Origin of the sequence: Pseudomonas sp. LPB4.O (assembly GCF_038383825.1) — a bacterium.
GTDB classification, from domain to species: domain Bacteria; phylum Pseudomonadota; class Gammaproteobacteria; order Pseudomonadales; family Pseudomonadaceae; genus Aquipseudomonas; species Aquipseudomonas putida.
In genome coordinates this window covers 5,398,095-5,421,038 of the sequence record NZ_CP151298.1, presented here as the reverse complement: position 1 = coordinate 5,421,038, position 22,944 = coordinate 5,398,095, and the positions used below count along the sequence as shown (strand labels likewise).

Below are 22,944 nucleotides of genomic sequence, written 5' to 3'. Positions count from 1 at the left end.
GCTTAAGACCATGATAGAGCAGGCTGGGTTCGCCGTTATACTCGCCAGATTGTTCGAGGACCACCATGATTTCATTACCGATCGATGCCGTCTTGCCTGCTTTGCGCCATGCCCTGGAAAAACGTGACGAAGCTGTGCTCGAAGCGCCACCCGGCGCCGGCAAGACCACCCGCGTGCCGCTGGCGCTGCTGAACGAGCCGTGGCTTGCCGGGCAGACCATCCTCATGCTCGAACCGCGGCGCCTGGCGGCGCGTGCGGCAGCCGAACGGCTGGCCAGTGAACTGGGCGAGCAGGTGGGTGAAACGGTGGGATACCGCATCCGCCTGGACAGCAAGGTCGGGCCGAAAACCCGTATCGAGGTGGTGACCGAAGGCATTCTTACCCGCCGCCTGCAAGCCGACCCGGCGCTGGAAGGCGTGGGCCTGCTGATCTTTGACGAATTCCACGAACGCAGCCTGGATGCCGACCTGGCCCTGGCGCTGAGCCTCAACGGCCGCGCGTTGCTGCGTGACGACCCACCGCTGAAGATCATGCTGATGTCGGCAACCCTGGAAGGCGAGCGCCTGTCACGGCTGCTGGACGACGCCCCGGTGGTCAGCAGTGAGGGCCGCATGCACCCGGTGGACATCCGCTGGGGGCGGCCCTTCCAGCCGGGCGAGTTCATCGAGCCACGGGTCGTGGACAGCGTGCTGCAGGCGCTGGCCGACCAGACGGGCAGCGTGCTGGTGTTCTTGCCGGGCCAGGCCGAAATCCGCCGGGTGCATCAGAGCCTGCAGGAAGCACTGGGCGAGCGGCCGGAGATTCTGCTGTGCCCGCTGCATGGCGAACTTGACCTCAATGCCCAGCGTGCAGCCATCGACCCGGCGCCCAAGGGCCAGCGCAAGGTGGTGCTGGCCACCAACATTGCCGAAACCAGCCTGACCATCGACGGCGTGCGCGTCGTGATCGACGCAGGCCTGGCCCGGGTGCCGCGTTTTGACCCTGGCAGTGGCATGACCAGGCTGGATACACAGCGTATCTCCCGCGCCAGCGCCACCCAGCGTGCCGGCCGTGCCGGCCGCCTGGAGCCGGGCGTGTGCTACCGGCTGTGGTCCGAAGCCCAGCATGACCAACTGGCTGCCCATGGCAGCGCCGAAATCCTCCAGGCCGACCTGGCAGGCCTGGCCCTGCAACTGGCGCGCTGGGGCGTCGCCCCCCATCAGTTGAGCTGGCTCGACCAGCCGCCCAGCGCAGCGTTTACCCAGGCTCAGGACCTGCTGGCGCGCCTGGGGGCATTCAAACCGGGCAGCCGCGACAACCTCAGCGATCACGGCCAGGCCATGGCCGAGCTGCCGGCCCACCCCCGTATCGCCCATTTGTTGCTGCGGGGGCAGAGCCTGGGTTTGGCCGCCATGGCCTGTGATGTGGCGGCGTTGCTCGGTGAGCGGGATATCCAGCGTGGCGGCGGTGCCGACCTGCACAGCCGGCTGGCCCTGGTCAGCGGCGAGAGCAAGGCCAGCCGTGGCGGCCAGGGTGGCGTGCAGCGCGCCCGGCAGCTTGCGCGTCAGTACCGTGGCCTGTTGCGCGGCAAGGCCGGGGCCGCCGTCGCCGACCCCGATCATCCGCGCTGGCTTGGCGCCTTGCTGGCGCTGGCCTATCCCGACCGGGTCGCGCAGCAGCGGCGTGCAGGGGGCGCCGAGTATCGCCTGGCCAACGGCCGTGCTGCCTTGTTCGGCGAGGTCGATGCGTTGATGAAGCACCCGTGGTTGGTGATCGCCGACCTGGGCAGCCGCCAGGGCCAGCGCGAAGAGCGCATCTACCTTGCGGCAGAATTTGACCCGGCGCTGCTTGATGATGTGCTGGCCGAGCAGGTCGAGCGTGTCGATCTACTCGACTGGGACGAGCGTGAGCAGGTGCTGCGTGCCGAGCGCCAAACCAAAGTCGGTGAGCTGATACTAAGCCGTGAACCACTGGCGGGCCTGACTGACGAAGCGCGGGCCAAGGCGCTGCTTGGCCTGGTACGGCGCAAAGGCCTGAACCTGCTGACATGGACCCCGGAACTGCGCCAGTGGCAGGCGCGGGTGGCACTGTTGCGCCAGCTGGACCTGGACAGGGACGGGCAAAGCGAATGGCCCGACCTGGGTGACGAGGCGCTGCTCGCCAGCCTGGAAGACTGGTTGCAGCCCTACCTTGGCAAAGTGTCCCGGCTCAGCCACTTCAGCGCGCTGGACCTGCCGTCGCTGCTGCGCAATCTGCTGCCCTGGCCGCTGCCGCAACGCCTGGAAGAACAGGCCCCCGCGCACCTGGCCGTGCCGTCCGGCTCGAATATCCGCCTGGACTACAGCGAAACCCCGCCGATTCTCGCCGTGCGCCTGCAAGAACTGTTCGGCCTGGCCGATACCCCGCGCATCGCCAATGGCCGGCAGCAGGTCAAGTTGCACCTGCTGTCGCCGGCACGCCGACCGGTGCAGGTGACCCAGGACCTGGCCAACTTCTGGCGCACGACCTATGCCGAAGTGAAGAAAGACCTGAAAGGGCGGTACCCCAAGCATTACTGGCCGGACGACCCTCTGGTGGCCGAAGCTACGGCGCGGGCCAAGCCTCGGGGTACCTGATTACGGTGCTGCCTGGCCGAAACGCGGGCCTGGGCATCACGCCCCGGCTTCGCCCTCCAGCAGCATGAACAGGCGGTACAGCACCACGGTGCTGAACAACTGCAGGAAGCCGCTGAGGCTGTCCATGGCCAGCTCCATGCCCGGCGATGGCTCGGGGAAGGCCATCAGCAACAGCCCGTCGATCAGCCAGATCGGTGCCAGCACGGCCACCACGCAAATCATGATGCGCATGAAGTGCCCGGTGGTCATGCGTGCGCTTTCGCGCATTGCCTGCACCACCGGCAGGCCGCGCAGCACCAGCAGGTACTCGGCGAACACCAGGTTGATCATGATCCACACGCCCGGGAAGATGAACAGCGCCAGGCCGGCCATGATCAGCAGCGAACTGATCAGGATCAGCAGGGCCAGTTGCGGCCATAGCTGCAGGGCGCGGGCGAACAGGTCGCGCTTGCCGATGTCCTGGCCGTTGCTGCGCGTGTGCAGGTAAAGAATCAGTGCCGCGCTGTACAGCGGGTAGAACAGCAGGCTGACCAGCATGCCGTAGGCCGGCGATGCCTGGTCGCCCATCTGCCGGTACAGCAGCTGGGTGAGCAAGGCCTCCAGCACCACCAACGGCAGGCACAGCTGGAGGATGTTCGGCAGGTGGCGGCGGAAGAAGTACAGGGAGTCGCGCAGAACGCTCAGCGGATTCATCAGTCAACATCGCATGGCAGTAAAATCAGGGGCATAACTTTAGCCCAAAGCGGGCGTGGGGCTGTCACTTGCTGAAAAAAGTTTCACGGCGCCAGTGATTGAATCCCGTGCCGCTACACCCCATCTTTGACGCTGTCCGTTGTCCTGCTACCCCACGAGGTCGCCCCATGAACACTGAAGAACAAACCCTGATCGACGGCCTGTTCGGCCGCATCAAGCAAGCCGAAGACCCAAGCCAGCCGCGTGACGCGCAGGCCCAGGCGTGCATCGAGCAACACCTGCGCCAGCAGCCGGCGGCGCCTTACTACATGGCCCAGGCGATTTTGGTGCAGGAGGCGGCAATCAAGCGCCTCGACGAACAGAACAAGCAGCTGGAGGCCGAGTTGAAGCAGGCCCGCGCCCAGGCCGAGGCGGCACAGGCTGGCAACGGCGCACCGGGCAGCGGCGGCGGTGGTTTCTTGTCCAGCATCTTTGGCTCGGGCGGGCGCAATGCGGCGCCGGCTGTGCAGCCTCAGCGCCCTTCGGCGCCGCCTGCAGCATCCGGTGGTGGCTGGCGCGAGCCGTCGGCACCGGGCTTCTCCCAGGCTCAGCCGCAACCGCAGCAGCCAGGCTTTGGCGCTGCGCCGGCGCGCGGCGGTGCCAGCAGCTTCCTCGGTGGGGCCATGCAGACCGCAGCCGGTGTGGCCGGTGGTGTGTTGCTGGCCCAGGGCATCAGCAGCCTGTTCAACCACAATTCACAGCCCGAGGAAGTGGTCGAGGTAATCAAGGAAGAGCCAGCACCGGCCAGCGACAGCGGTGGCTGGAACGATCAGGGCGGGCAGCAGCAAGTGGCTGACAACGGTGGTTGGGGCAGTGACCAGGGCGGTTATGCCGACACCGATTACGGCAGCGACGATGGCGGGTTCTTCTCGGACGACGATTCGTACGTGTGACAGGTCTGGCATACTGCTGGCAATTTTGGGGGCGCTTTGCGCCCCTTCGCGGGCCAGACATGAGGTTCCCAGGTGAAAAAGATCGCGCTGTTCGCCGATGTGCAGAACCTCTACTACACCGTGCGCCAGGCCCACGGGTGCCATTTCAACTACACCGCGTTGTGGGCCGACGTCATCCGTGAAGGCGAAATTGTCGAAGCGGTGGCCTATGCCATCGACCGTGGCGACAGCAAGCAACAGCAGTTCCAGCAGATTTTGCGCAACCTTGGTTTCGATGTGCGCCTCAAGCCTTTCATCCAGCGCAGCGATGGCTCGGCCAAAGGGGACTGGGATGTGGGTATTACCCTGGATGTGATCGATGCGGCCAGCCGGGTCGACCAGGTGGTGCTGGCCTCTGGCGATGGCGACTTCGACCTGCTGCTGGAACGGGTGATCCAGCGCCACGGTACAGAGGCCGTGGTGTATGGCGTGCCTGGGCTTACCGCATTGTCGCTGATCCGTGCGGCCACCCGTTATGTGCCCATCGAGGGTAAGCTGTTGCTCAAACATTGAGGCCCCTTCATGGAACGTATTGCTGTCATCGACTTTGAAACTACCGGCATCAGCCCTGGCGCCGGCTGCCGCGCCACCGAAGTGGCAGTGGTGATGCTGGAAGGCGGGCGTATCGTCGAGCGCTACCAGAGCCTGATGAACGCTGGCGTGCCGGTACCGGCCTTCGTCGCCGGGCTGACCGGGATTACCACCGCCATGCTGCGCAGCGCACCACCGGTGGACAAGGTTATGAACGAAGTGGCCGAGTTTGTCGGCGACACCCCGCTGCTGGCACACAACGCGGCGTTCGACCAGAAGTTCTGGGACTACGAACTGAGTCGCATCGGCCGTAGCCGCAGCCAGTCGTTCGCCTGCTCCCTGCTGTTGTCGCGGCGCCTGCTGCCGATGGCACCGAACCACAAGCTGGGCACCCTGACCCGCTGGGCCGGCCTGCCGGACACCGGTACCGCGCACCGGGCCATGGCCGATGCCGAGATGGCCGCCAACCTGCTGCAGCACCTGGTAGGCGAACTGCGCCAGGCCCATGGTATTCAGCAACTGTCCCATGGCCTGCTTTGCCGTCTGCAGAAAGTGCCTGCCGCAAAGGTACGTGAAACCCTGGCCAAGTTCCGCTAAGGCCACCGTCCAAGCTGTGCGCACCAAAAGTGTGCCGCTCATTTGAGCCCGTTCTGTAACGTAACTTCACCCAGGCAGGCCGTTAAACTGAATCACCCGTAAACGGATTTCGAGTTTTTCCCATGCCTGCCGCCCGTCGCTTCCCGTTGCTGCTCATTGGTGCTTTCCTGGCCTTGTACCTGGTCTGGGGCTCTACCTATCTGTTCATTCGTATTGGCGTGGAGAGCTGGCCGCCGATGCTCATGGCTGGTGTGCGCTTCGTGATTGCTGGGGGGCTGCTGTACGGTTTTCTGCGCTGGCGCGGTGCGCCGGCGCCGACCTGGGCGCAGTGGCGGGCGGCAGGGGCAATCGGCTTTCTGCTGCTCAGCTGTGGCAACGGCGGTGTGACCGTGGCCGAACATGCCGGGGTGGCATCGGGCGTGGCGGCGCTGGCGGTGGCGACAGTGCCCTTGTTCACCTTGCTGTTCGGCCTGTTGTTCGGGCACCGCAACTCGCGGCTGGAGTGGGCGGGGATTGCCCTGGGGCTGGTGGGTATCGGCCTGCTGAACCTGGGTTCGAACTTGCAGGCAAGCCCGGTGGGTGCTGCCCTGATCATTTTCGCGGCGGCGTCGTGGGCGTTCGGCTCGGTGTGGAGCAAGACCTTGCCATTGCCCCAGGGGCCGATGGCCAGCGCGGCGGAAATGCTGGTGGGTGGCGCGGCGCTGTTGCTGGGCAGCGTGCTGTCTGGCGAGCGTATGACGCAGATGCCGACCGCGGCCGGCTGGGGGGCGTTGGCCTACCTGGTGTTCTTTGGCTCGATCCTGGCGTTCAGCGCCTACATGTACCTGCTCAAGAACGTACGCCCGGCGGCGGCCACCAGCTATGCCTACGTCAACCCGGCGGTTGCCGTGCTGCTGGGCATCGTCTTTGCCGGCGAACAGATTGGCGCAGAGGAGTGCGTGGCCATGGCGGTGATTATCGGTGCGGTGGTGCTGATCGGCCTGCCACAGTGGCGCAAGGCACCTGCGCCTGCGCAGCCGCTGGAAGGCGAAATCTGCAAGTAGGCCGGGGTGATGCGGTAAACTTGCCGCCTTCGCTGAACCCCCTGACGGTATTGCCATGAATTTCGCCAAACTCGGCCTGATCGAACCGCTGCTGCGCACCCTGCAGCAGCTGGACTACACCACCCCGACCCCGGTGCAGGCCAAGGCCATCCCCGCCGTGCTGGCCGGCCGCGACCTGATGGCCGCAGCCCAGACCGGTACCGGCAAGACCGCAGGCTTTGCCCTGCCCGTGCTGCAGCGTCTGGCGCTGGAGGGCGAGAAGGTGGCCAGCAACTCGATCCGCGCGCTGGTGCTGGTGCCTACCCGCGAGCTGGCCGAGCAGGTGCACAACAACGTGCGCGAGTACGCCGAGAACCTGCCGCTGAGCACTTACGCGGTGTACGGCGGCGTCAGCATCAACCCGCAGATGATGCGCCTGCGCCGTGGCGTCGACCTGTTGGTGGCCACCCCGGGCCGCTTGCTCGATCTGTTCCGGCAAAACGCGGTCAAGTTCAACCAGGTGCAGACCTTGGTGCTGGACGAAGCCGACCGCATGCTCGACCTGGGCTTTGCCGAAGAACTGCAATCGGTGTACGCCGCGCTGCCCCGCAAGCGCCAGACGCTGTTGTTTTCCGCCACGTTCTCTGACCAAATTCGCGTGCTGGCCGGGCTGGCCCTGAACGACCCGATCAGTATCGAAGTGAGCCCGCGCAACGCCACCGCGACCAGCGTCAAGCAGTGGCTGGTACCTGTGGACAAGAAGCGCAAGGAAGACCTGTTCTGCCACCTGCTGCGCAAGCAACGCTGGACGCAGGTGCTGGTATTTGCCAAGACCCGTAACGGTGTCGACCAACTGGTGGCGCGCTTGCTGGCCGAAGGCGTGAACGCCGACGGCATCCACGGTGACCGCCCGCAGGCCACCCGCCAGCGTGCGCTGGACAGCTTCAAGGCCCGCGAGATTCAGGTGCTGGTGGCAACCGACGTGGCGGCCCGTGGCCTGGATATCGACGACCTGCCGCTGGTGGTCAACCTCGACCTGCCGATCGTTGCCGAGGATTACGTGCACCGCATCGGCCGTACCGGGCGGGCGGGTAACAAAGGCGAGGCGATTTCGCTGGTGTGCGCGGATGAAGTGCAGTTGCTGGGGGCTATCGAAGTGCTTACCCGGCAGACCCTGCCACGTCATGAAGAGCCGGATTTCATCCCTGATCACCGGGTGCCGATGACCGACGCCAGTGGCCAGGTGATCAAGAAGCCGAAGAAACCTAAAAAGCCGAAAGAGAACAGCGCCAAGCGCGGGCTGGGGCGCTGGATGGACAGTGGGGACCCGGAGCCTGCTGTGAAGGCGGTGCGCAAGGTGCCGAGCTTCAATGGTGGGCCGCGTAAGCGTAAGCCTTGAGTTTTTTGGGGCCGCAAAGCGGCCCCAAAAATCTGTCAGGAAACCCGCGTAACCCAATCCGCCGCCGCCCGCCCGGCGCGCAACCCGCTGGCGAAGCAAGCCGTCAGCAGATACCCCCCGGTCGGCGCCTCCCAGTCCAGCATCTCGCCGGCACAGAACACCCCCGGCATGCCCTTGACCATCAACCCCTCATCCAGCCCCTCGAAGCGTACCCCGCCGGCACTGCTTATTGCTTCATCCAGTGGCCGCGTACGCACCAATGTGATCGGCAATGCCTTGATCGCCTGCGCCAGTACCAGTGGGTCGGCAAAGGTCGCCTGATCGGTCAGCTCGCGCAGCAGCGCCGCCTTCACACCATCAATGCCCAGCTGGCTGTGCAGATGCTTGGCCATGGAGCGCGAACCGCGTGGCTTGGCCAGTGCCTGGGCAATTTTGTCCACAGGCTTGTCCGGCAGCAGGTCGAGCAGCAGGACCCCTCGGCCTTCGCGGTTGATGGCCTCACGCACCGGCGCCGACCAGGCATACACCAGGCTGCCTTCAACACCCTGCGCGGTGAGGATGAACTCGCCCTTGCGCGGGGCGCTGCCGGGGACGCTGAGGGCAATGTTCTTCAGTGGTGCACCCGCGAATTTTTCCTTCAGCAATGCGCTCCAGCCTTCCACCTCAAACCCGCAGTTGCTGGACTGCAAAGGCGAGATATCCACAGCCCGTTCGGCCAGCAATGGCTGCCAGGCGCCATCCGAACCAAGCCGCGCCCAACTGCCGCCACCCAGCGCCAGTACCACGACTGCAGCCTTCACCGCGCGCTCGCCCTGTGGATAAGCGATCCGCAAGGCACCGTCGGCGTTCCAGCCCAACCAGCGGTGGCGGGTGTGGATAACTACCCCGCTGTCGCGCAGGCGCTTGAGCCAGGCGCGCAGCAATGGCGCGGCCTTCATGTCGGTGGGGAACACCCGCCCCGAGGTGCCGACGAAAGTTTCGATGCCCAGGCCGTGAATCCACTGTCGCAAGGCGTCGGCGTCGAAGTCGCGCAGCAGCGCATCGACTTCGCCCTGGCGCTCGGCATAGCGTGAAACGAACGCTGGGTATGGCTCGGAGTGGGTGATGTTCATGCCGCCAACCCCCGCGAGCAGGAACTTGCGCCCCACCGAAGGCATGGCGTCGAACACCTCGACCGCCAGGCCTGCCTGGGCCAGCGCTTCGGCGGCCATGAGGCCGGCGGGGCCGCCACCGATAACGACGGCGAGGGGAGGGGAGGCGGGGTTCAGATCGGGCATGGTGGGCAGCAGGCTGTGGAAAAGATGCGCATTCTAGCGCAGCGCTGCCCATGGAAGCACTGGTCAAAAAACGATCAGAGTTCTGCAGGCCTTGTGTACAAAGGGCTACAGCGCCTTTCCCGCAGGTTATCCACAAGCGGTTCCACAGTCATTGTGAACAACCGATGACGCGTGCCGCGCTGTGGTGCAGGATGCCATGGCGCCTGGCCAACGCTTCGCGGTCCTTGCTGTAGCCGCCGCCGATTACGCCAACCACCGGGATGTCACGGCCCAGGCAATGGCGCAGCACCGCTTCGTCACGGGCGGCCAGGCCGGCGTCAGTCAGTTGCAGGTAGCCCAGGGCGTCGTCCTTGTGCACATCGACGCCGGCGTCATACAGCACCAGGTCGGGTTGATAGAGCGGCAGCAGGTAGTTGAGGGTGTCATCCACCACCTTCAGGTAGGCCACATCGCCCATGCCCCGAGGCAGGGGAATGTCCCAGTCGCTCTGCGCCTTGCGGGCCGGGAAGTTCTGTTCGCAATGCAACGACACGGTTATGGCTTCGGGGGTGTCGTGCAGGATGCGCGCGGTGCCGTCGCCCTGGTGCACATCGCAGTCAAAGATCAATACCCGATGTACCCGGCCAGCCTCCAGCAGGTAGCGGCTGATCACGGCCAGGTCGTTGAAGATGCAGAAGCCGGCGGGGTGGTCGTAATGGGCATGGTGGGTGCCACCGGCGAGGTGGCAGGCGATGCCATGTTGCAGCGCCATCTCGGCGGTCAGCAGCGAGCCACCCACTGCCCGCACCGTGCGCCGGGCCAGGGCTTCGCTCCAGGGCAGGCCGAGGCGGCGCTGGTCCTCGCGGGACAGGTCGCCGTTCATGTAGCGCTCGATGTAGCCACGGTCGTGGGCCAGGGCGAGGATGTCGTTGGGGCAGATGTCCGGGCGCAGCAGCGCCTGGTCGGTGGTCAGCCCGCTGTCGACCAAGTGGTCATGCAGCAGGCGGAACTTGTCCATCGGGAAGCGGTGTTCGGCGGGGAACTCCGGGCTGTAGTCTTCGTGGTAGATCAGCGGCAACGGCATGGGTGGGGTCGCAATCAGGGCCAGTGCTGATCTTGCCATGGCCGGGGCCGCTTTGCTGCCCAATCGCCTGTAGGAGCAGCCTTGTGCTGCGAAAGGGCCGGTATGACAAACAAGTGTCTGTGGCAGTAATGGTCTCTTCGCAGCACAAGGCTGCTCCTACAAGGGAATTGTGATTGCCTGCATCACTTGGCGGTGCTGGCCAATACGCGTTGCCAGTCAGGTTTGTTCAGCCTCCCGCCTGTCTGGGGCCGGTGAAGGGCGTGTGAAAATGGCATTCGGCTGCTGCCGGTTGGGTGAAACCCGCGCCCGCGCCTACGCTGTAAACTGCAAGGCGGTAAACCGGAGCAGGCCCCATGACCCCCATCCTCCAACTGGAAAGCGCACGGCTGGTGCTGCGCCAATGGCATGACGATGATTTGCGCGAGTTCGCCGCGCTGTGTGCCGACCCCCAGGTGATGCGCTACTTTCCGGCGCCGCTGACGCGCGTTGAGGCGGCTGCGTTGATCGGCCGTGTGCGCGGGCATTTCAATGAGTACGGCTTTGGCCTGTGGGCGCTGGAGCGCAAAGACAGCGGCGCGTTCATCGGCATGACCGGGTTGCTCAATGTCAACTTCGAGGCACCCTTTGCCCCGGCGGTGGAGATCGGCTGGCGCCTGGCACGTCGCCACTGGGGCCTGGGCTTTGCCAGTGAGGCGGCGTGGACCTGCCTGCGTTGTGCTTTCGCCCAATTGCGCCTGGAAGAAGTGGTGTCGTTCACTAGCGAGAGCAACCTGCCGTCGCAGAAGGTGATGCAAGCCATCGGCATGCAGCAGGACCTGAACGGCAGCTTCGAACACCCCCGCCTGGCCGAGGGCCATCCGCTGCGCCCGCACGTGCTGTACCGCATCGACCGCGCACACTGGGAGCGCACCCTGCGCGCCTGAATGCACGGCCATGCCCGGCGCGAATGACAAACCCTGTATCATTTGCCTTCATAACGAGCGCTGTAGAGACGTGTTGCCTTGCGAGGAGAACCCCCAATGAGTCATGTGTTGGACGACCTGGTCGACCTGTTGAGCCTCGAATCCATCGAGGAGAACCTGTTCCGTGGGCGTAGCCAGGACCTGGGCTTCCGTCAGCTGTACGGTGGGCAAGTGCTGGGCCAGTCCTTGTCGGCGGCCAGCCAGACGGTCGAGGATGCTCGCCATGTGCATTCGTTGCACGGCTACTTCCTGCGCCCGGGCGATGCCAGCCTGCCGGTGGTGTACTCGGTGGACCGCGTGCGCGATGGCGGCAGCTTCAGCACCCGGCGGGTAACGGCGATCCAGAAGGGCCAGACCATCTTCACCTGCAGCGCGTCGTTCCAGTACGACGAGGAAGGTTTCGAGCACCAGGCACAAATGCCAGACGTGGTCGGCCCGGAAAACCTGCCGAGCGAGGTGGAGCTGGCCCGCGCCATGGCCGACCAGTTGCCCGAGCGTATTCGCGACAAAGTGCTGTGCGCCAAGCCGATCGAGATCCGCCCGATCACCGAGCGCGACCCGTTCAACCCCAAACCCGGCGACCCGGTGAAGTACGCCTGGTTCCGCGCCGACGGCAGCCTCCCGGACGTACCTGCCCTGCACAAGTACCTGCTGGCCTATGCCTCGGACTTCGGCCTGCTGACCACGGCGTTGCTGCCGCATGGCAAGTCGGTGTGGCAGCGCGACATGCAGATCGCCAGCCTCGACCATTCGCTGTGGTTCCATGGCAACCTGCGGGCCGACGAGTGGCTGCTTTACGCAACCGACAGCCCCTGGGCCGGGAATTCTCGCGGTTTCTGCCGCGGTAGCATCTTCAACCAGGCCGGGCAACTGGTGGCATCGTCGAGCCAGGAAGGCCTGATTCGCCATCGCAAGGACTGGGCATGAGCCTGGGCGAGGTGCGTAACTGGGTGTTCGACATGGACGGCACCCTGACCGTGGCCGTGCATGATTTCGACGCCATTCGCGTGGCGTTGGACATCCCGGCCGAGCACGACATCCTCACCCATCTGGCGGCCTTGCCGGCAGATGTAGCAGCGGCCAAGCATGCCTGGTTGCTGGAGCACGAACGCGACCTGGCGGTTGCCTCCACGGCGGCCACCGGCGCGGTGGAGCTGGTGCGCGAGCTGGCCGGGCGGGGGTGCCGGCTGGGTATTCTGACCCGCAATGCCCGCGAGCTGGCGCATGTGACGCTGGAGGCCATCGGCCTGGCAGACTGCTTCCCGGTGGAGCACATTCTGGGGCGTGACGAAGCGGCGCCCAAGCCGAGCCCGGACGGGCTACTGAAGATCGCCAGTGCCTGGGGCGTGGCGCCGGGCGAGCTGGTGATGGTGGGGGATTACCGGTTTGACCTGGACTGTGGGCGTGCTGCAGGTGCGCGCACGGTGCTGGTGAATCTGCCGGATAACCCGTGGCCGGAACTGGTGGACTGGCATGCGGCCGATTGCCGAGCGCTGAAGGTGATGCTGGGCTGATTTTGTGTCGGCAATGCGGGCCTCTTCGCGGGCATGCCCGCTCCCACCGGTATTGTGCAAGTCTCAGGTCTGTGGTGCCGGACCTGTCTATGCTGAACCCCATTCTTTCCTCTGATACGGAGACCCACCCATGACCAGCAAGGCCATCTACGTACAACCCGGCGGCGGCTACGACAAGGTCGAGGTCGGCACCAGCGAGGCCCAGGCCCCCAAGGCCGGCGAAATCACCGTGCGCCTGCACGCCAGCTCCCTCAACTACCATGACTTCGCCGTGGTCAGCGGCATGTGGGGCCCTAGCGAGCGGCGTATCCCCATGGCCGATGGCGCCGGCGAAGTGGTTGCGGTGGGCGAAGGCGTCAGCGAGTTCCAGGTCGGCGACGATGTGGTCAGCACCTTCTTCCCCGACTGGCTCGACGGCCAGGCCAATGTCGAGGGCTTTGCCCGGGTGCCCGGTGACGGCCTCGACGGCTATGCCCGCGAACAGGTGACCGCGCGCGCGACCGCGTTCACCCTGGCGCCCAAAGGCTTCAGCCATGCCGAAGCCGCTACCCTGACCACCGCTGGCCTTACCGCCTGGCGTGCGCTGATGAGCGACGACCACCTCAAGCCTGGCGACACGGTGCTGGTGCAGGGCACCGGTGGTGTGTCGATCTTCGCCCTGCAGTTTGCCAAGCTGGCTGGCGCCACCGTGATCGCCACATCGTCCAGCGACGCCAAGCTGGAGCGCCTGAAAGCGTTGGGCGCCGATTACCTGATCAACTACAAGAGCACCCCGGCCTGGGGCGAGAAAGTGCGCGCGCTCACCGACAACCGTGGTGTCGACCATGTGATCGAGGTGGGTGGCCCGGCGACGCTGGAACAGTCGATGATTGCCGCGCGCATCGGTGGGCATGTGTCGCTGATCGGCATCCTTACCGGCGTGGCCGGTCAGCTGCCGCTGGTGCAGGCGCTGGTGCGGCAGATCCGCCTGCAAGGTGTGCTGGTGGGCAGCCGCGCCCAGCAGCAGGCGATGGTGCGCGCGATCGATGCCAACGGCCTGCGGCCGGTGGTGGACAAGCACTTCGAACTGGAGCAGATCGTCGAGGCGTTCCGCTACCAGGAAAGCAACCGGCATTTCGGCAAGATCTGCCTGACCTGGTGAGGGCTGGATTCCCACACGCCCTGCCCATACGCGGTACCTGTGGGAGCGGGCGTGCCCGCGAAAGACTGCGCAGCGGCCCCTAGTCCGGCAGCAAACGGTCGCGGCTGTTGGACAGGTGCAGGCATACCGCCGCCCGCGCCGCGTCCGGGTCTTGCCGGCGGATGGCATTGAGGATTGCCTCATGCTCCAGGTTGGCCAGGTACGCCTGCCGCGCCAGCTTCGCCCCGCCGCGTTCGGCCAGGGCCATGCGGTTGCGCGGGATCAGGCTGTTGCCCAGATGCAGCAACATTTCGGTGAAGTACAGGTTGCCGGTGGCCTCGGCAATCAGCAGGTGGAAACGCCGGTCGGGCTCGATACAGCTGTCGCCGGCGGCTGCCAGGTCCTGGTAGTCATCCAGCGCCTGGCGCATGCGCACCAGGTGCCCCTCGTCACGGCGCAGCGCAGCCAGGGCGGCGGCCTGGCCTTCCAGGCCAATGCGCAGCTCCAGCAGGTCGCGCACATTCGCCGCGCTTTCCGCCGCGATGCGCAGCCCGGCCTGGGCCTGGCGCTCCATCACGAAGGTACCGATACCGTGGCGCGGCTCCACCAGCCCGGAAGCCTGCAACTTGGACAAGGCTTCACGCACCACCGTGCGGCTGACGCCATGCTCGCGCACCAGTGTGTTCTCTGAGGGCAGCTTGTCACCCGGCTTGAAGGTGCCCAGCAAAATCTGCTGGGTCAGGCTGGAAACCAAGTCATGAGCACGGCTGTGGCCGCGTTTGCGGGTGTGTTCGGGTTCCATGGTGTGATCCGTTTCGCGCTGTACTTGTACGACAAGTTAATCCATCAAATTATTTTTTGCCGATTTTTTCTGCCTCCAAGCTGGCATTTGACTTCTCTACTTTTGAAAGATCGCAGCATATTGGCATTGTGACAGCTTGTATTTTGCCATTTTGCCGACACTGTTGATCTTGTCGTACAACCTCGTCGCGAATATGCTCATCCCCACTGCCATGTCAGACAACCAAGACCCGCACAAAAACAATTAGTGGGAGATTCGCACGTGAACGACACCCTCGCTCCGTCTGCCCGGAATGACGGCGACGCCCTGGCCAGTGCTGTAGCCAAGGTCAAGCGCCATGTCCTGCCGCTGTTCGTCATCATGTTCATCGTCAACTACCTCGACCGCGTCAATATCGGTTTCATCCGCCCGCATCTGGAAAGCGATCTGGGCATCAGCGCCGCGGCTTACGGCTTTGGCGCCGGCTTGTTCTTCATTGGCTACGCGTTGTTCGAAGTGCCTTCGAACATGCTGCTGCAAAAAGTGGGGGCGCGGCTTTGGCTGACCCGCATCATGTTCACCTGGGGGCTGGTGGCCACGGCCATGGCCTTTGTGCAGAACGAAACCCAGTTCTACGTGCTGCGCTTTCTGCTGGGTGTTGCCGAGGCGGGCTTCTTCCCTGGGGTGATCTACTACTTCACCCGCTGGCTGCCAGGCGCCGAGCGCGGCAAGGCGATTGCCATCTTCCTCAGCGGTTCGGCGCTGGCTTCGCTGATTTCCGGGCCGCTGGCCGGGGCGTTGATGCAGATCCAGGGCCTGGGCATGCATGGCTGGCAGTGGATGCTGTTCATCGAAGGCATGGCCTCGGTCGCCTTGTGCTTCTTCGTGTTTTTCTGGCTGGACTCCAAGCCGCAGGATGCCAAGTGGTTGAGCCAGACTGAGCAGGACGCGCTGGTGGCCACCATCGACCGCGAGCAGCGTGAGCGCGAAGCCGTTGGCACGGTCAAGGCTTCGGCCTGGAGCCTGCTCAAGGACCGCCAGATCGTGCTGTTCTGCGTGATCTACTTCTGCATCCAGTTGACCATCTACGCCGCCACCTTCTGGCTGCCCAGCATCATCAAGCGCATGGGTGACCTCAGCGACCTGCAGGTCGGCTTCTTCAACTCGATCCCGTGGCTGATCTCGATCCTGGCCATGTACGCCTTCGCCGCTGGCTCTGCGCGCTGGAAGTTCCAGCAGGCCTGGGTAGCCGGTGCCCTGGTGGTCGCGGCCATCGGCATGTTCATGTCCACCACCGGTGGGCCGGTGTTCGCCTTTGTCGCCGTGTGCTTCGCGGCCATTGGTTTCAAATCGGCATCGTCTCTGTTCTGGCCGATCCCGCAGGGTTACCTGGATGCCCGCATCGCGGCGGCAGTGATCGCCCTGATCAACTCGGTCGGCAACCTCGGCGGCTTTGTTGCCCCCACCACCTTCGGCCTGCTGGAGCAGCAGACCGGCTCGATCCAGGGCGGGCTGTATGGCTTGGCCGTGACCTCGGTGCTGGCGGCCATTGCCATCTTCTTCGTACGCACTCGCCCAAAGGGCGCCCCTTCCGATGACCTCAAGGCCCCCTCGGCCCTGGGCCAGACCCACTGAATACTGCGAGACAACAATCATGAATATGCAGACCAATCCCGCCGTTCATACCAGCACCCCGGTGGTCACCGACCTGCGGGTGATCCCCGTGGCCGGCCATGACAGCATGCTGCTGAACCTCAGTGGCGCCCATGGCCCGTATTTTACCCGCAACGTAGTAGTGCTGCGCGACAGTGCTGGCAATACCGGGCTGGGCGAGGTGCCTGGCGGTGAACAGATTCGCCAGACCCTGGAAGACGCCCGCAGCCTGGTAGTCGGCCAGCCGGTCGGCCACTACCAGCGCGTGCTCAATGCCATGCGCCAGGCCTTCGCCAGCCGTGACTCGGCGGGCCGTGGCCTGCAAACCTTCGACCTGCGGATTACCGTGCATGCGGTAACGGCCATCGAGTCGGCGATGCTCGACCTGCTTGGCCAGCACCTCAACGTGCCCATGGCGGCTCTGCTGGGCGAGGGGCAGCAGCGCGATGCGGTGAAGATGCTGGGCTACCTGTTCTACATCGGCGACCGTCAGCAGACCGACCTGGCCTACCGCAACGAGGCCGATGCCGATGACGACTGGTTCCGCGTGCGCCACGAGAAGGCCTTGACCCCGGAAGCGGTGGTGCGCCTGGCCGAAGCGGCCGAGCAGCGCTATGGCTTCAGCGACTTCAAACTCAAGGGCGGCGTGCTGCGTGGCGAGGAGGAGATGGAGGCCGTGACGGCGCTGGCCGAGCGCTTCCCCGAAGCGCGCATCACCCTTGACCCCAACGGCGCCTGGTCACTGAAAGAGGCCATTGCCCTGTGTCGCGACAAGCATCACGTACTGGCCTATGCCGAAGACCCCTGCGGCGCCGAGAACGGTTACTCGGGCCGTGAGGTGATGGCCGAGTTCCGCCGTGCCACCGGCCTGCGCACCGCCACCAACATGATTGCCACCGACTGGCGGCAGATGGGCCATGCGATCCAGTCGCAGGCTGTGGATATTCCGCTGGCCGACCCGCACTTCTGGACCTTGCAGGGTTCAGTGCGGGTGGCGCAGATGTGCAATGACTGGGGGCTGACGTGGGGTTCGCATTCGAACAACCACTTCGACATTTCGCTGGCGATGTTCACCCAGGTGGCGGCTGCGGCGCCGGGCGAGATCACCGCAATCGACACCCACTGGATCTGGCAGGACGGCCAGCGCCTTACCCGTGAACCGCTGCGCATAGTGGACGGGCACGTGCGGGTACCGGCCCGGCCGGGGCTGGGGGTGGAACTGGATGAGGACCAGTTGGCCAAGGCCCATGAGTGCTACCGCAACATGGGGTTGGGCGCGCGGGATGACAGCGTGGCGATGCAGTTTCTGATCTCGGGCTGGCAGTTCGATAACAAGCGGCCTTGCCTGGTGCGTTGAGGCGGTTACAGGCCCCGCAGTGCAAAGACAGCCCCGGGTGACCGGGGCTTTTTTGTGAGTAGCTGAAATCGCCTGGGCCAGTGCTGGCCTCTTCGCAGCACAAGGCTGCTCCTACAGGTACCCCACTGCCGTTGAGACTGGTGCGGTCCCTGTAGGAGCAGCCTTGTGCTGCGAAGAGGCCGGCACTGGCAACACACATCCAAATGAAAAACAAAAGCGCCAGATGGCCCGATGGCGCGATCGGGCATGCCATTCGCGACATCTGGCGGTAATGGAACTGCCCTGTCGTGATCGAACAGTTCCGGGGCGTTCTCGTGTAATTTCCCGCAGCCCTGCGAGGCTTAAATGAAGCCCGAACCGCACGGACACGTTGCTCTGTGATGCGCGCCAAAGATCAACAACAGCGCGCGAGCAACCTGTCGACTAACTGATTTGAAAGGAGATATTTTCGCCTACGCCTGCCCGTCCATCCTTGTGTCAGCAAAAAGAGAACAACACCAATGAGCACCGTGGGATCTGATGGCAACCTTGCACAAGGTTTCAAGCCTCGTCATGTAACGATGCTGTCCATCGCCGGCATCATCGGCGCCGGACTTTTCGTAGGCTCTGGTCACGCCATCGCGGCGGCCGGGCCAGCTACCATAGTTTCTTATTTCGTGGCCGGAACCCTCGTGGTACTGGTCATGCGCATGCTCGGCGAAATGGCCGTAGCACACCCTGATACCGGATCGTTTTCCACCTACGCCGACCAGGCCATCGGCCGCTGGGCCGGCTACACCATCGGCTGGTTGTACTGGTGGTTCTGGGTACTGGTAATCCCTATCGAAGCACTGGCTGCCGGGCATGTGCTGAATGCCTGGTTCCCGCAGGTGGACAGCTGGATCTTCGCCTTGGCCTCGGTACTGCTGCTGGCCTGCACCAACCTGTTCAGCGTGGCCAAGTACGGTGAGTTCGAGTTCTGGTTCGCCATCCTGAAAGTTACGGCGATTCTGGGTTTCATCGGCCTGGGCTTTGCTGCACTGATGGGCTGGCTGCCCAACCGCGAGGTCAGCGGCCTGAGCGGGCTGATGGCCGAGTACGGCGGCTTTGCGCCGAAGGGCTGGTCGGCAGTGGTCGGTGCGTTCATCACCGTGATGTTCAGCTTCATCGGCACCGAGGCGGTGACCATCGCCGCGTCCGAATCCAGCGACCCTTCGCGCAACATCGCCAAAGCCACGCGCTCGGTGATCTGGCGTATCAGCACCTTCTACATCCTGTCGATCTTCGTGATCATTTCGGTGGTACCGTGGAACGACCCGCAGTTGGCGGTGGTGGGCTCGTACCAGCGTGCGCTGGAAATCATGAACATCCCCAATGCGGCGTTCATGGTCGACCTGGTGGTGCTGGTGGCTGTGACCAGCTGCATGAACTCGTCGATCTACATTGCTTCGCGGATGATGTATTCGCTGGCCAAGCGCGGTGACGCCCCGGCCTTCCTCAACAAGACCTCCAAGGTTGGCGTACCGCGCGCTGCAGTGTTTGGCAGCACCCTGATCGGCGCAGCCATCGCCGTGCTCAACTACTTCGCACCGAAGGGCGTGTTCGAGTTCCTGCTGGCCAGCTCCGGGGCCATCGCCCTGCTGGTGTACATGGTCATCGCCATTTCGCAGCTGCGCATGCGCCGCCGCCTGGAGCGGGAGAACACCGAGCTGAAGTTCCGCATGTGGCTGTTCCCGTACCTGACCTGGGCGGTGATCATCTTCATTGCCGGGGCGCTGGCAGTGATGATGTACACGCCCGAGCACCGGGTGGAAGTCAGCTCTACATTGGGCCTGGCGATCGTGATTTCCTTCCTGGGGATCGTGACCTCGCGCGGCCATGCGCAACCGGTGGGGGCGCGGTCGATGGGGTGACTGAGTTCACCGGGCGGTAAGGCGAAGGGCACCCGAGGAGGGTGCCCTTTGTTTTTCAGGGCGACGGTCAGGCCTTCATCATCTCGATGTACCTCATCACTGCCGGCGCTTTTTCGAACCGCCGGTGGATCAGGCTCAGCCACGAACTGGCCTGGCAATCGACGATCTGCCGGTAATTCACCTGCGGCAGGTTGATGCGCTGCACCACCGATGCCGGGACTACGGCAATGCCTTGCCCAAGGGATACCAAGGTAATCACGGCCACCAGGCTGCCGGGTTGTGGGCCAAGCCTGGGGACGAAACCACCTTGCGCGGCCACTTCCAGCGTGCCGGAAATCTGCTCGGGCAGGATGAAGGTTTCGTTGGCCAGGCGCGAGGCCGGGATCTGCGGTACTTCGTTGATCCGCGAGCTGGCGGGCAGGGCGAGGACGAAACCTTCCTGGTGCAGGGCGATGGCTTCCAGTTCGTCTGGCAGCTCCATCGGTGAGCGCACGTAGGCAAGGTCGAGCAAGCCGTCGCGGACCATGCCGGGGAGTTCGGCCATGGGCAGTTCACGGATATTCAGGCGCACGCCAGGGCAGGTTTCGCTGTAGCGGCTGACGTGCTGCTGGAGCATGCCCGAGTAGGCGGCCGAGGCCACGTAGCCCAGTTCGATACGCCCGCTTTCGCCACGGGCGGCCCTTTGTGCGCCCAGTTGCGCCGCATCGAACTGGCGCACGGCGTGCTCCGCCTCGATCAACAACGCCTGGCCGGCGGCGGTCAGGTTGACCTCGCGCTGGCTGCGCTCGAACAAGCGCACACCCAGCTCGCGTTCCATGTCCTGGATCTGCCGGCTGAGGGTGGGCGGGGCGATGCCCAACTGCTCGGCGGCCCGGGTGAAATGGCCGTGGCGGGCGACGCAGAGAAAATAGCGGAAATGGCGGATTTCCATCAGGTGTTACCTGCAGGGTAATGACGCGGGCCGCCGGGGCTAACAAGCCTTGGCGCAGGCGGCGGTATGGTAAGGCCAACACTACAAGGCTGGTGGCTTGGCGGCAAAGCCTGCCTGTGCAATTGCAGGGTACCGCTTTGCACAGGGGCTGCAGCGCTTTCGGAGGTTACGCAAAACCTGTGGGAGCTGGCTTGCCTGCGATGGGCTGCAAAGCAGCCCCGGCGATGCTGCAAGCTGACAGTACCTCCGAGCCAGCCCGCTCAGCTTCCGGAGCCCCATCATGCCCTCTGCACGTTTCACCCTGCTCACTGCCTCCCTGGTCTGTGCCCTGATCATTCTCGACACCAACATCGTCGCGGTCAGCCTGCCCAGCATCGCCCGCGACCTGTCCGGCTCGTTCGCCGATATCGAGTGGGTAGTCAGCGCCTACCTGCTGGCCTTCGCCGCCTGCCTGTTGCCCGCCGGCAGCCTGGCCGACCGTTTTGGCCGGCGGCGCATGCTGCTGCTCGGCCTGGTGCTGTTCGGTTTGGCCTCGCTGGCGTGTGGTGCCGCGCCCAACCTGCTGTTCCTTGACCTGGCCAGGGCCGCCAAGGGTGTTGGGGCTGCGTTGTTGCTGACCTCGGCCCTGGCCGCGATCGGCAACCGCTTTCATGAGCCGCAGGAGCGCATGCGCGCGTGGGCTTTCTGGGGTGCCTGCATGGGCGCCACCATCACCTTTGCGCCGTTATTGGGCGGCATAATCGCCAGCACCCTGGGTTGGCGCTGGATCTTCTACATCAACCTGCCGCTGGTTGCGCTGCTTGCCGTGATGGTAATGCGCAGTGTCGAAGAATCTCGCGACACCGACGCCGCCCGGCTCGACCCATGGGGCAGCCTGACCTTCGCCGGCAGCCTGGGCTACCTGATCTGGGCGATGATCGATGCCAACCAGGTGGGCTGGGGCAGCGCGCAAACCCTTGGGCGGCTGGTGATCAGCGCCTTCCTGTTCGGCTTGTTCGTCATGGTCGAGCGCAGCCAGGCACGGCCGATGATCGAGCTGCGGCTGATGCGCAGCGGGCGTTTCGTCGGCGCCCTGCTGGGCATGTTCGCGTACGCCGCTTGCGCCCAGGTGATGATGACCTTGCTACCGCTGTACCTGCAGAACGGCCTGCAGCTTTCGGCCCTGGCCGCTGGCGCAGGCATGTTGCCGTTCGCCATCGCCATGTTGGTGACGCCGCGGCTGGGCATGCGCCTGGCCACCCGCTTGAGCCCGGCGCAGGTGTTTGCGTTGGGCCTGGTGCTGGTGGGGGTGGGCAACCTGCTGTGTGCCTGGGCCGCCGGGTTTGGCGGCTATGCAGCCTTTGCCCTGGCCAGCTTGGTGCTGGGGGCGGGTGCCGGGCTGCTAAATGGCGACACCCAGAAAAACATCATGGCTTGTGTGCCACGCCAGCGTACCGGGATGGCTTCCGGGTTAAGTACAACTACGCGCTTCGGGGCCATCGTCCTGGCTATCGGTTTACTGGGGGGCGTACTGGCCGCCCGCAGCGGGCAATTGCTTCACGAAGCCCTGGTTGCCGTAGCGCCATCGCAAGTGGGCCAGGTTGCTGCGATGGCCACGCGGGTAGCGGCGGGCGACCTGCAGGCGGCCCTGGCGCTGCTTGATCCGGGCTTGCGTGAAGCGGTGGCACCCTTGGCCCGCCAGGCGTTCATGGGTGGCTTCGAGGCCGTGTTGCAGGTTGCGGGCTTTGCAGCGCTGGTGTTCGCGGTGGTGGTTGGCGTGCTGCTGAGCCGCCCGCTGCCCGCTACGCAGGAAACGCTACTGGCGCAAAGCCAACCCCTGTAAAAGGCCTGTATCCACACCGGCGAAACCGCTTTGAAACCGCACTCGGATGAGTAGGTAGCTGACCGCGGTTATTTCACCCTTGCGCGCAACTAATACAACCGGAAAATGTCATTTCACTGCGCGCCAGCAATGGCGCGTGGATGATGCTGGCGCTGGCCAGTAAAACTACACCGAGGCAAGGAGCTTCCCGTGCACAACGACGACTATTCCGACCAGCTATCAATCCCGGCGGACCAACTACCGCCAGGCGTTTTTCCGCCGATGCCGGGCTTCACCATCGCCGACCTGCTTTATGTTGCTTACCAACCCACTGAAACGCTACTTGAAAAGCGCGATATCGACCCGGGCCTGATTCGCGAAACCAGCATCGCGTTTGCCAGCCATCTGTATCAGGCGCTGGAAAGAGAGGATATCCAGTATCAGATCGCGAGCTGGTACCAGAAGCCCTATGACCACCCTGAAAAGCGTGTGCGCAGTGTGGAAATCATCGCTGAACAATCCGGGACCATAACGTTAAAAGCTGTCGCTGAATCATTGAAGGGCTCACCGCTGCGGCAACTGGGTAAAGACTTCTATATGGAATACATCGAGCTGGCCGGTTATGCCATCAAGAACCACATCCTGAAGTTGAACGACCCCGAGTTTGACCCGTTTGCGAGCCGCGATAGTGAATAAGGTTTAAGTGCTGGAAGCGCCCGCGATGTGGTGCCTCCAGCTATCCGAAAAATAAATGAGGTGTTTTCTCATTCTCGTTCGGCTTGTAGA

Annotated in this window: 20 protein-coding genes; 15 read left to right on the top strand and 5 right to left on the bottom strand. The window is 64.4% G+C overall.

The genetic code is table 11. The features are described 5' to 3' along the window. Positions 1–65: 65 nt before the first annotated feature. Complete coding sequence (gene hrpB / locus MRBLPB4O_RS24525) at positions 66–2,594, top strand: ATP-dependent helicase HrpB (RefSeq protein ID WP_341796851.1); 2,529 nt, start codon at positions 66–68, stop codon at positions 2,592–2,594. A gap of 36 nt (positions 2,595–2,630) precedes the next feature. On the opposite strand, the gene MRBLPB4O_RS24520 is transcribed toward hrpB, so the two are convergent. Continuing rightward, the gene (locus tag MRBLPB4O_RS24520) at positions 2,631–3,287 is read right to left on the bottom strand and encodes a YciC family protein (protein ID WP_341796850.1); all 657 of its coding nucleotides are present in this window, start codon (positions 3,285–3,287) and stop codon (positions 2,631–2,633) included. Between the two features lie 167 nt (positions 3,288–3,454). Here MRBLPB4O_RS24520 and MRBLPB4O_RS24515 point away from each other — a divergent pair, with 167 nt between their 5' ends. The 5 genes from MRBLPB4O_RS24515 to MRBLPB4O_RS24495 all read left to right on the top strand — a co-directional run bounded on the left by MRBLPB4O_RS24515 (position 3,455) and on the right by MRBLPB4O_RS24495 (position 7,807). Beyond that, positions 3,455–4,219 carry a DUF2076 domain-containing protein gene (locus MRBLPB4O_RS24515; RefSeq protein WP_341796849.1) on the top strand — a complete coding sequence of 255 codons (765 nt, stop codon included), beginning with the start codon at positions 3,455–3,457 and terminating at the stop codon, positions 4,217–4,219. A 72-nt stretch (positions 4,220–4,291) separates the two neighbouring features. Continuing rightward, positions 4,292–4,771 (top strand): NYN domain-containing protein, encoded by a 480-nt coding sequence (locus MRBLPB4O_RS24510; RefSeq protein ID WP_341796848.1) that lies wholly within the window; start codon positions 4,292–4,294, stop codon positions 4,769–4,771. Positions 4,772–4,780: 9 nt separating this feature from the next. Next, positions 4,781–5,386, top strand: coding sequence for a 3'-5' exonuclease (locus tag MRBLPB4O_RS24505; protein ID WP_049275210.1), 606 nt, complete (start codon positions 4,781–4,783; stop codon positions 5,384–5,386). A 122-nt stretch (positions 5,387–5,508) separates the two neighbouring features. After that, complete coding sequence (gene yedA, locus MRBLPB4O_RS24500; protein ID WP_341796847.1) at positions 5,509–6,429, top strand: drug/metabolite exporter YedA; 921 nt, start codon at positions 5,509–5,511, stop codon at positions 6,427–6,429. A gap of 55 nt (positions 6,430–6,484) precedes the next feature. After that, positions 6,485–7,807 carry a DEAD/DEAH box helicase gene (locus tag MRBLPB4O_RS24495; RefSeq protein WP_016501688.1) on the top strand — a complete coding sequence of 441 codons (1,323 nt, stop codon included), beginning with the start codon at positions 6,485–6,487 and terminating at the stop codon, positions 7,805–7,807. Positions 7,808–7,842: 35 nt separating this feature from the next. On the opposite strand, the gene MRBLPB4O_RS24490 is transcribed toward MRBLPB4O_RS24495, so the two are convergent. Both MRBLPB4O_RS24490 and MRBLPB4O_RS24485 read right to left on the bottom strand, forming a co-directional pair. Continuing rightward, positions 7,843–9,084 carry a TIGR03862 family flavoprotein gene (locus MRBLPB4O_RS24490; RefSeq protein WP_341796846.1) on the bottom strand — a complete coding sequence of 414 codons (1,242 nt, stop codon included), beginning with the start codon at positions 9,082–9,084 and terminating at the stop codon, positions 7,843–7,845. A 148-nt stretch (positions 9,085–9,232) separates the two neighbouring features. Then, positions 9,233–10,147, bottom strand: a complete 915-nt coding sequence (locus MRBLPB4O_RS24485; RefSeq protein ID WP_341798928.1) for a histone deacetylase — start codon at positions 10,145–10,147, stop codon at positions 9,233–9,235. A 353-nt stretch (positions 10,148–10,500) separates the two neighbouring features. Between MRBLPB4O_RS24485 and MRBLPB4O_RS24480 the strand changes: the two genes are divergently transcribed. The 4 genes from MRBLPB4O_RS24480 to MRBLPB4O_RS24465 all read left to right on the top strand — a co-directional run bounded on the left by MRBLPB4O_RS24480 (position 10,501) and on the right by MRBLPB4O_RS24465 (position 13,764). Then, positions 10,501–11,070: a GNAT family N-acetyltransferase gene (locus tag MRBLPB4O_RS24480; RefSeq protein ID WP_049274282.1), complete on the top strand. Its 570-nt coding sequence runs from the start codon at positions 10,501–10,503 to the stop codon at positions 11,068–11,070. Positions 11,071–11,166: 96 nt separating this feature from the next. Then, positions 11,167–12,036 carry an acyl-CoA thioesterase II gene (gene tesB / locus MRBLPB4O_RS24475; protein ID WP_341796845.1) on the top strand — a complete coding sequence of 290 codons (870 nt, stop codon included), beginning with the start codon at positions 11,167–11,169 and terminating at the stop codon, positions 12,034–12,036. Then, positions 12,033–12,623 carry an HAD family hydrolase gene (locus MRBLPB4O_RS24470; RefSeq protein ID WP_028614113.1) on the top strand — a complete coding sequence of 197 codons (591 nt, stop codon included), beginning with the start codon at positions 12,033–12,035 and terminating at the stop codon, positions 12,621–12,623. The genes tesB and MRBLPB4O_RS24470 overlap by 4 nt, the downstream gene beginning before the upstream one ends. 130 nt (positions 12,624–12,753) lie before the next feature. After that, positions 12,754–13,764 (top strand): NAD(P)-dependent alcohol dehydrogenase, encoded by a 1,011-nt coding sequence (locus tag MRBLPB4O_RS24465; RefSeq protein WP_341796844.1) that lies wholly within the window; start codon positions 12,754–12,756, stop codon positions 13,762–13,764. Between the two features lie 79 nt (positions 13,765–13,843). On the opposite strand, the gene MRBLPB4O_RS24460 is transcribed toward MRBLPB4O_RS24465, so the two are convergent. Further along, a complete protein-coding gene (locus MRBLPB4O_RS24460) occupies positions 13,844–14,545 on the bottom strand; it encodes a FadR/GntR family transcriptional regulator (protein WP_341796843.1) in 702 nt (233 codons plus the stop codon). Positions 14,546–14,806: 261 nt separating this feature from the next. Here MRBLPB4O_RS24460 and MRBLPB4O_RS24455 point away from each other — a divergent pair, with 261 nt between their 5' ends. The 3 genes from MRBLPB4O_RS24455 (at position 14,807) to MRBLPB4O_RS24445 (ending at position 19,426) form a co-directional block, all read left to right on the top strand. Then, complete coding sequence (locus MRBLPB4O_RS24455; RefSeq protein ID WP_341796842.1) at positions 14,807–16,159, top strand: MFS transporter; 1,353 nt, start codon at positions 14,807–14,809, stop codon at positions 16,157–16,159. 19 nt (positions 16,160–16,178) lie between these two features. Beyond that, positions 16,179–17,534: a glucarate dehydratase gene (gene gudD / locus MRBLPB4O_RS24450; RefSeq protein ID WP_341796841.1), complete on the top strand. Its 1,356-nt coding sequence runs from the start codon at positions 16,179–16,181 to the stop codon at positions 17,532–17,534. 500 nt (positions 17,535–18,034) lie between these two features. Next, on the top strand, positions 18,035–19,426 hold the full coding sequence (locus MRBLPB4O_RS24445) for an amino acid permease (RefSeq protein ID WP_016501678.1): 1,392 nt from the start codon (positions 18,035–18,037) through the stop codon (positions 19,424–19,426). Positions 19,427–19,493: 67 nt separating this feature from the next. Here MRBLPB4O_RS24445 and MRBLPB4O_RS24440 read toward each other — a convergent pair whose 3' ends face one another. After that, positions 19,494–20,357: a LysR family transcriptional regulator gene (locus MRBLPB4O_RS24440; RefSeq protein WP_341796840.1), complete on the bottom strand. Its 864-nt coding sequence runs from the start codon at positions 20,355–20,357 to the stop codon at positions 19,494–19,496. 280 nt (positions 20,358–20,637) lie between these two features. On the opposite strand from MRBLPB4O_RS24440, the gene MRBLPB4O_RS24435 reads away from it, so the two are divergent. Both MRBLPB4O_RS24435 and MRBLPB4O_RS24430 read left to right on the top strand, forming a co-directional pair. After that, positions 20,638–22,179 (top strand): MFS transporter, encoded by a 1,542-nt coding sequence (locus MRBLPB4O_RS24435; RefSeq protein WP_341796839.1) that lies wholly within the window; start codon positions 20,638–20,640, stop codon positions 22,177–22,179. A gap of 189 nt (positions 22,180–22,368) precedes the next feature. Next, positions 22,369–22,854, top strand: coding sequence for a hypothetical protein (locus tag MRBLPB4O_RS24430; protein WP_341796838.1), 486 nt, complete (start codon positions 22,369–22,371; stop codon positions 22,852–22,854). Positions 22,855–22,944 lie beyond the last annotated feature (90 nt).

Bases quoted from the DNA above. Each gene is read 5' to 3' on its own strand.
- MRBLPB4O_RS24520 (WP_341796850.1), bottom strand. From the start codon at position 3,287: ATGAATCCGCTGAGCGTTCTGCGCGACTCCCTGTACTTCTTCCGCCGC.
- MRBLPB4O_RS24465 (WP_341796844.1), top strand. From the start codon at position 12,754: ATGACCAGCAAGGCCATCTACGTACAACCCGGCGGCGGCTACGACAAG.
- gudD (WP_341796841.1), top strand. From the start codon at position 16,179: ATGAATATGCAGACCAATCCCGCCGTTCATACCAGCACCCCGGTGGTC.
- MRBLPB4O_RS24515 (WP_341796849.1), top strand. From the start codon at position 3,455: ATGAACACTGAAGAACAAACCCTGATCGACGGCCTGTTCGGCCGCATC.
- MRBLPB4O_RS24495 (WP_016501688.1), top strand. From the start codon at position 6,485: ATGAATTTCGCCAAACTCGGCCTGATCGAACCGCTGCTGCGCACCCTG.
- MRBLPB4O_RS24470 (WP_028614113.1), top strand. From the start codon at position 12,033: ATGAGCCTGGGCGAGGTGCGTAACTGGGTGTTCGACATGGACGGCACC.
- MRBLPB4O_RS24440 (WP_341796840.1), bottom strand. From the start codon at position 20,357: ATGGAAATCCGCCATTTCCGCTATTTTCTCTGCGTCGCCCGCCACGGC.
- MRBLPB4O_RS24505 (WP_049275210.1), top strand. From the start codon at position 4,781: ATGGAACGTATTGCTGTCATCGACTTTGAAACTACCGGCATCAGCCCT.
- tesB (WP_341796845.1), top strand. From the start codon at position 11,167: ATGAGTCATGTGTTGGACGACCTGGTCGACCTGTTGAGCCTCGAATCC.
- MRBLPB4O_RS24435 (WP_341796839.1), top strand. From the start codon at position 20,638: ATGCCCTCTGCACGTTTCACCCTGCTCACTGCCTCCCTGGTCTGTGCC.
- hrpB (WP_341796851.1), top strand. From the start codon at position 66: ATGATTTCATTACCGATCGATGCCGTCTTGCCTGCTTTGCGCCATGCC.
- MRBLPB4O_RS24460 (WP_341796843.1), bottom strand. From the start codon at position 14,545: ATGGAACCCGAACACACCCGCAAACGCGGCCACAGCCGTGCTCATGAC.
- MRBLPB4O_RS24485 (WP_341798928.1), bottom strand. From the start codon at position 10,147: ATGCCGTTGCCGCTGATCTACCACGAAGACTACAGCCCGGAGTTCCCC.
- MRBLPB4O_RS24480 (WP_049274282.1), top strand. From the start codon at position 10,501: ATGACCCCCATCCTCCAACTGGAAAGCGCACGGCTGGTGCTGCGCCAA.
- MRBLPB4O_RS24490 (WP_341796846.1), bottom strand. From the start codon at position 9,084: ATGCCCGATCTGAACCCCGCCTCCCCTCCCCTCGCCGTCGTTATCGGT.
- MRBLPB4O_RS24445 (WP_016501678.1), top strand. From the start codon at position 18,035: ATGAGCACCGTGGGATCTGATGGCAACCTTGCACAAGGTTTCAAGCCT.
- yedA (WP_341796847.1), top strand. From the start codon at position 5,509: ATGCCTGCCGCCCGTCGCTTCCCGTTGCTGCTCATTGGTGCTTTCCTG.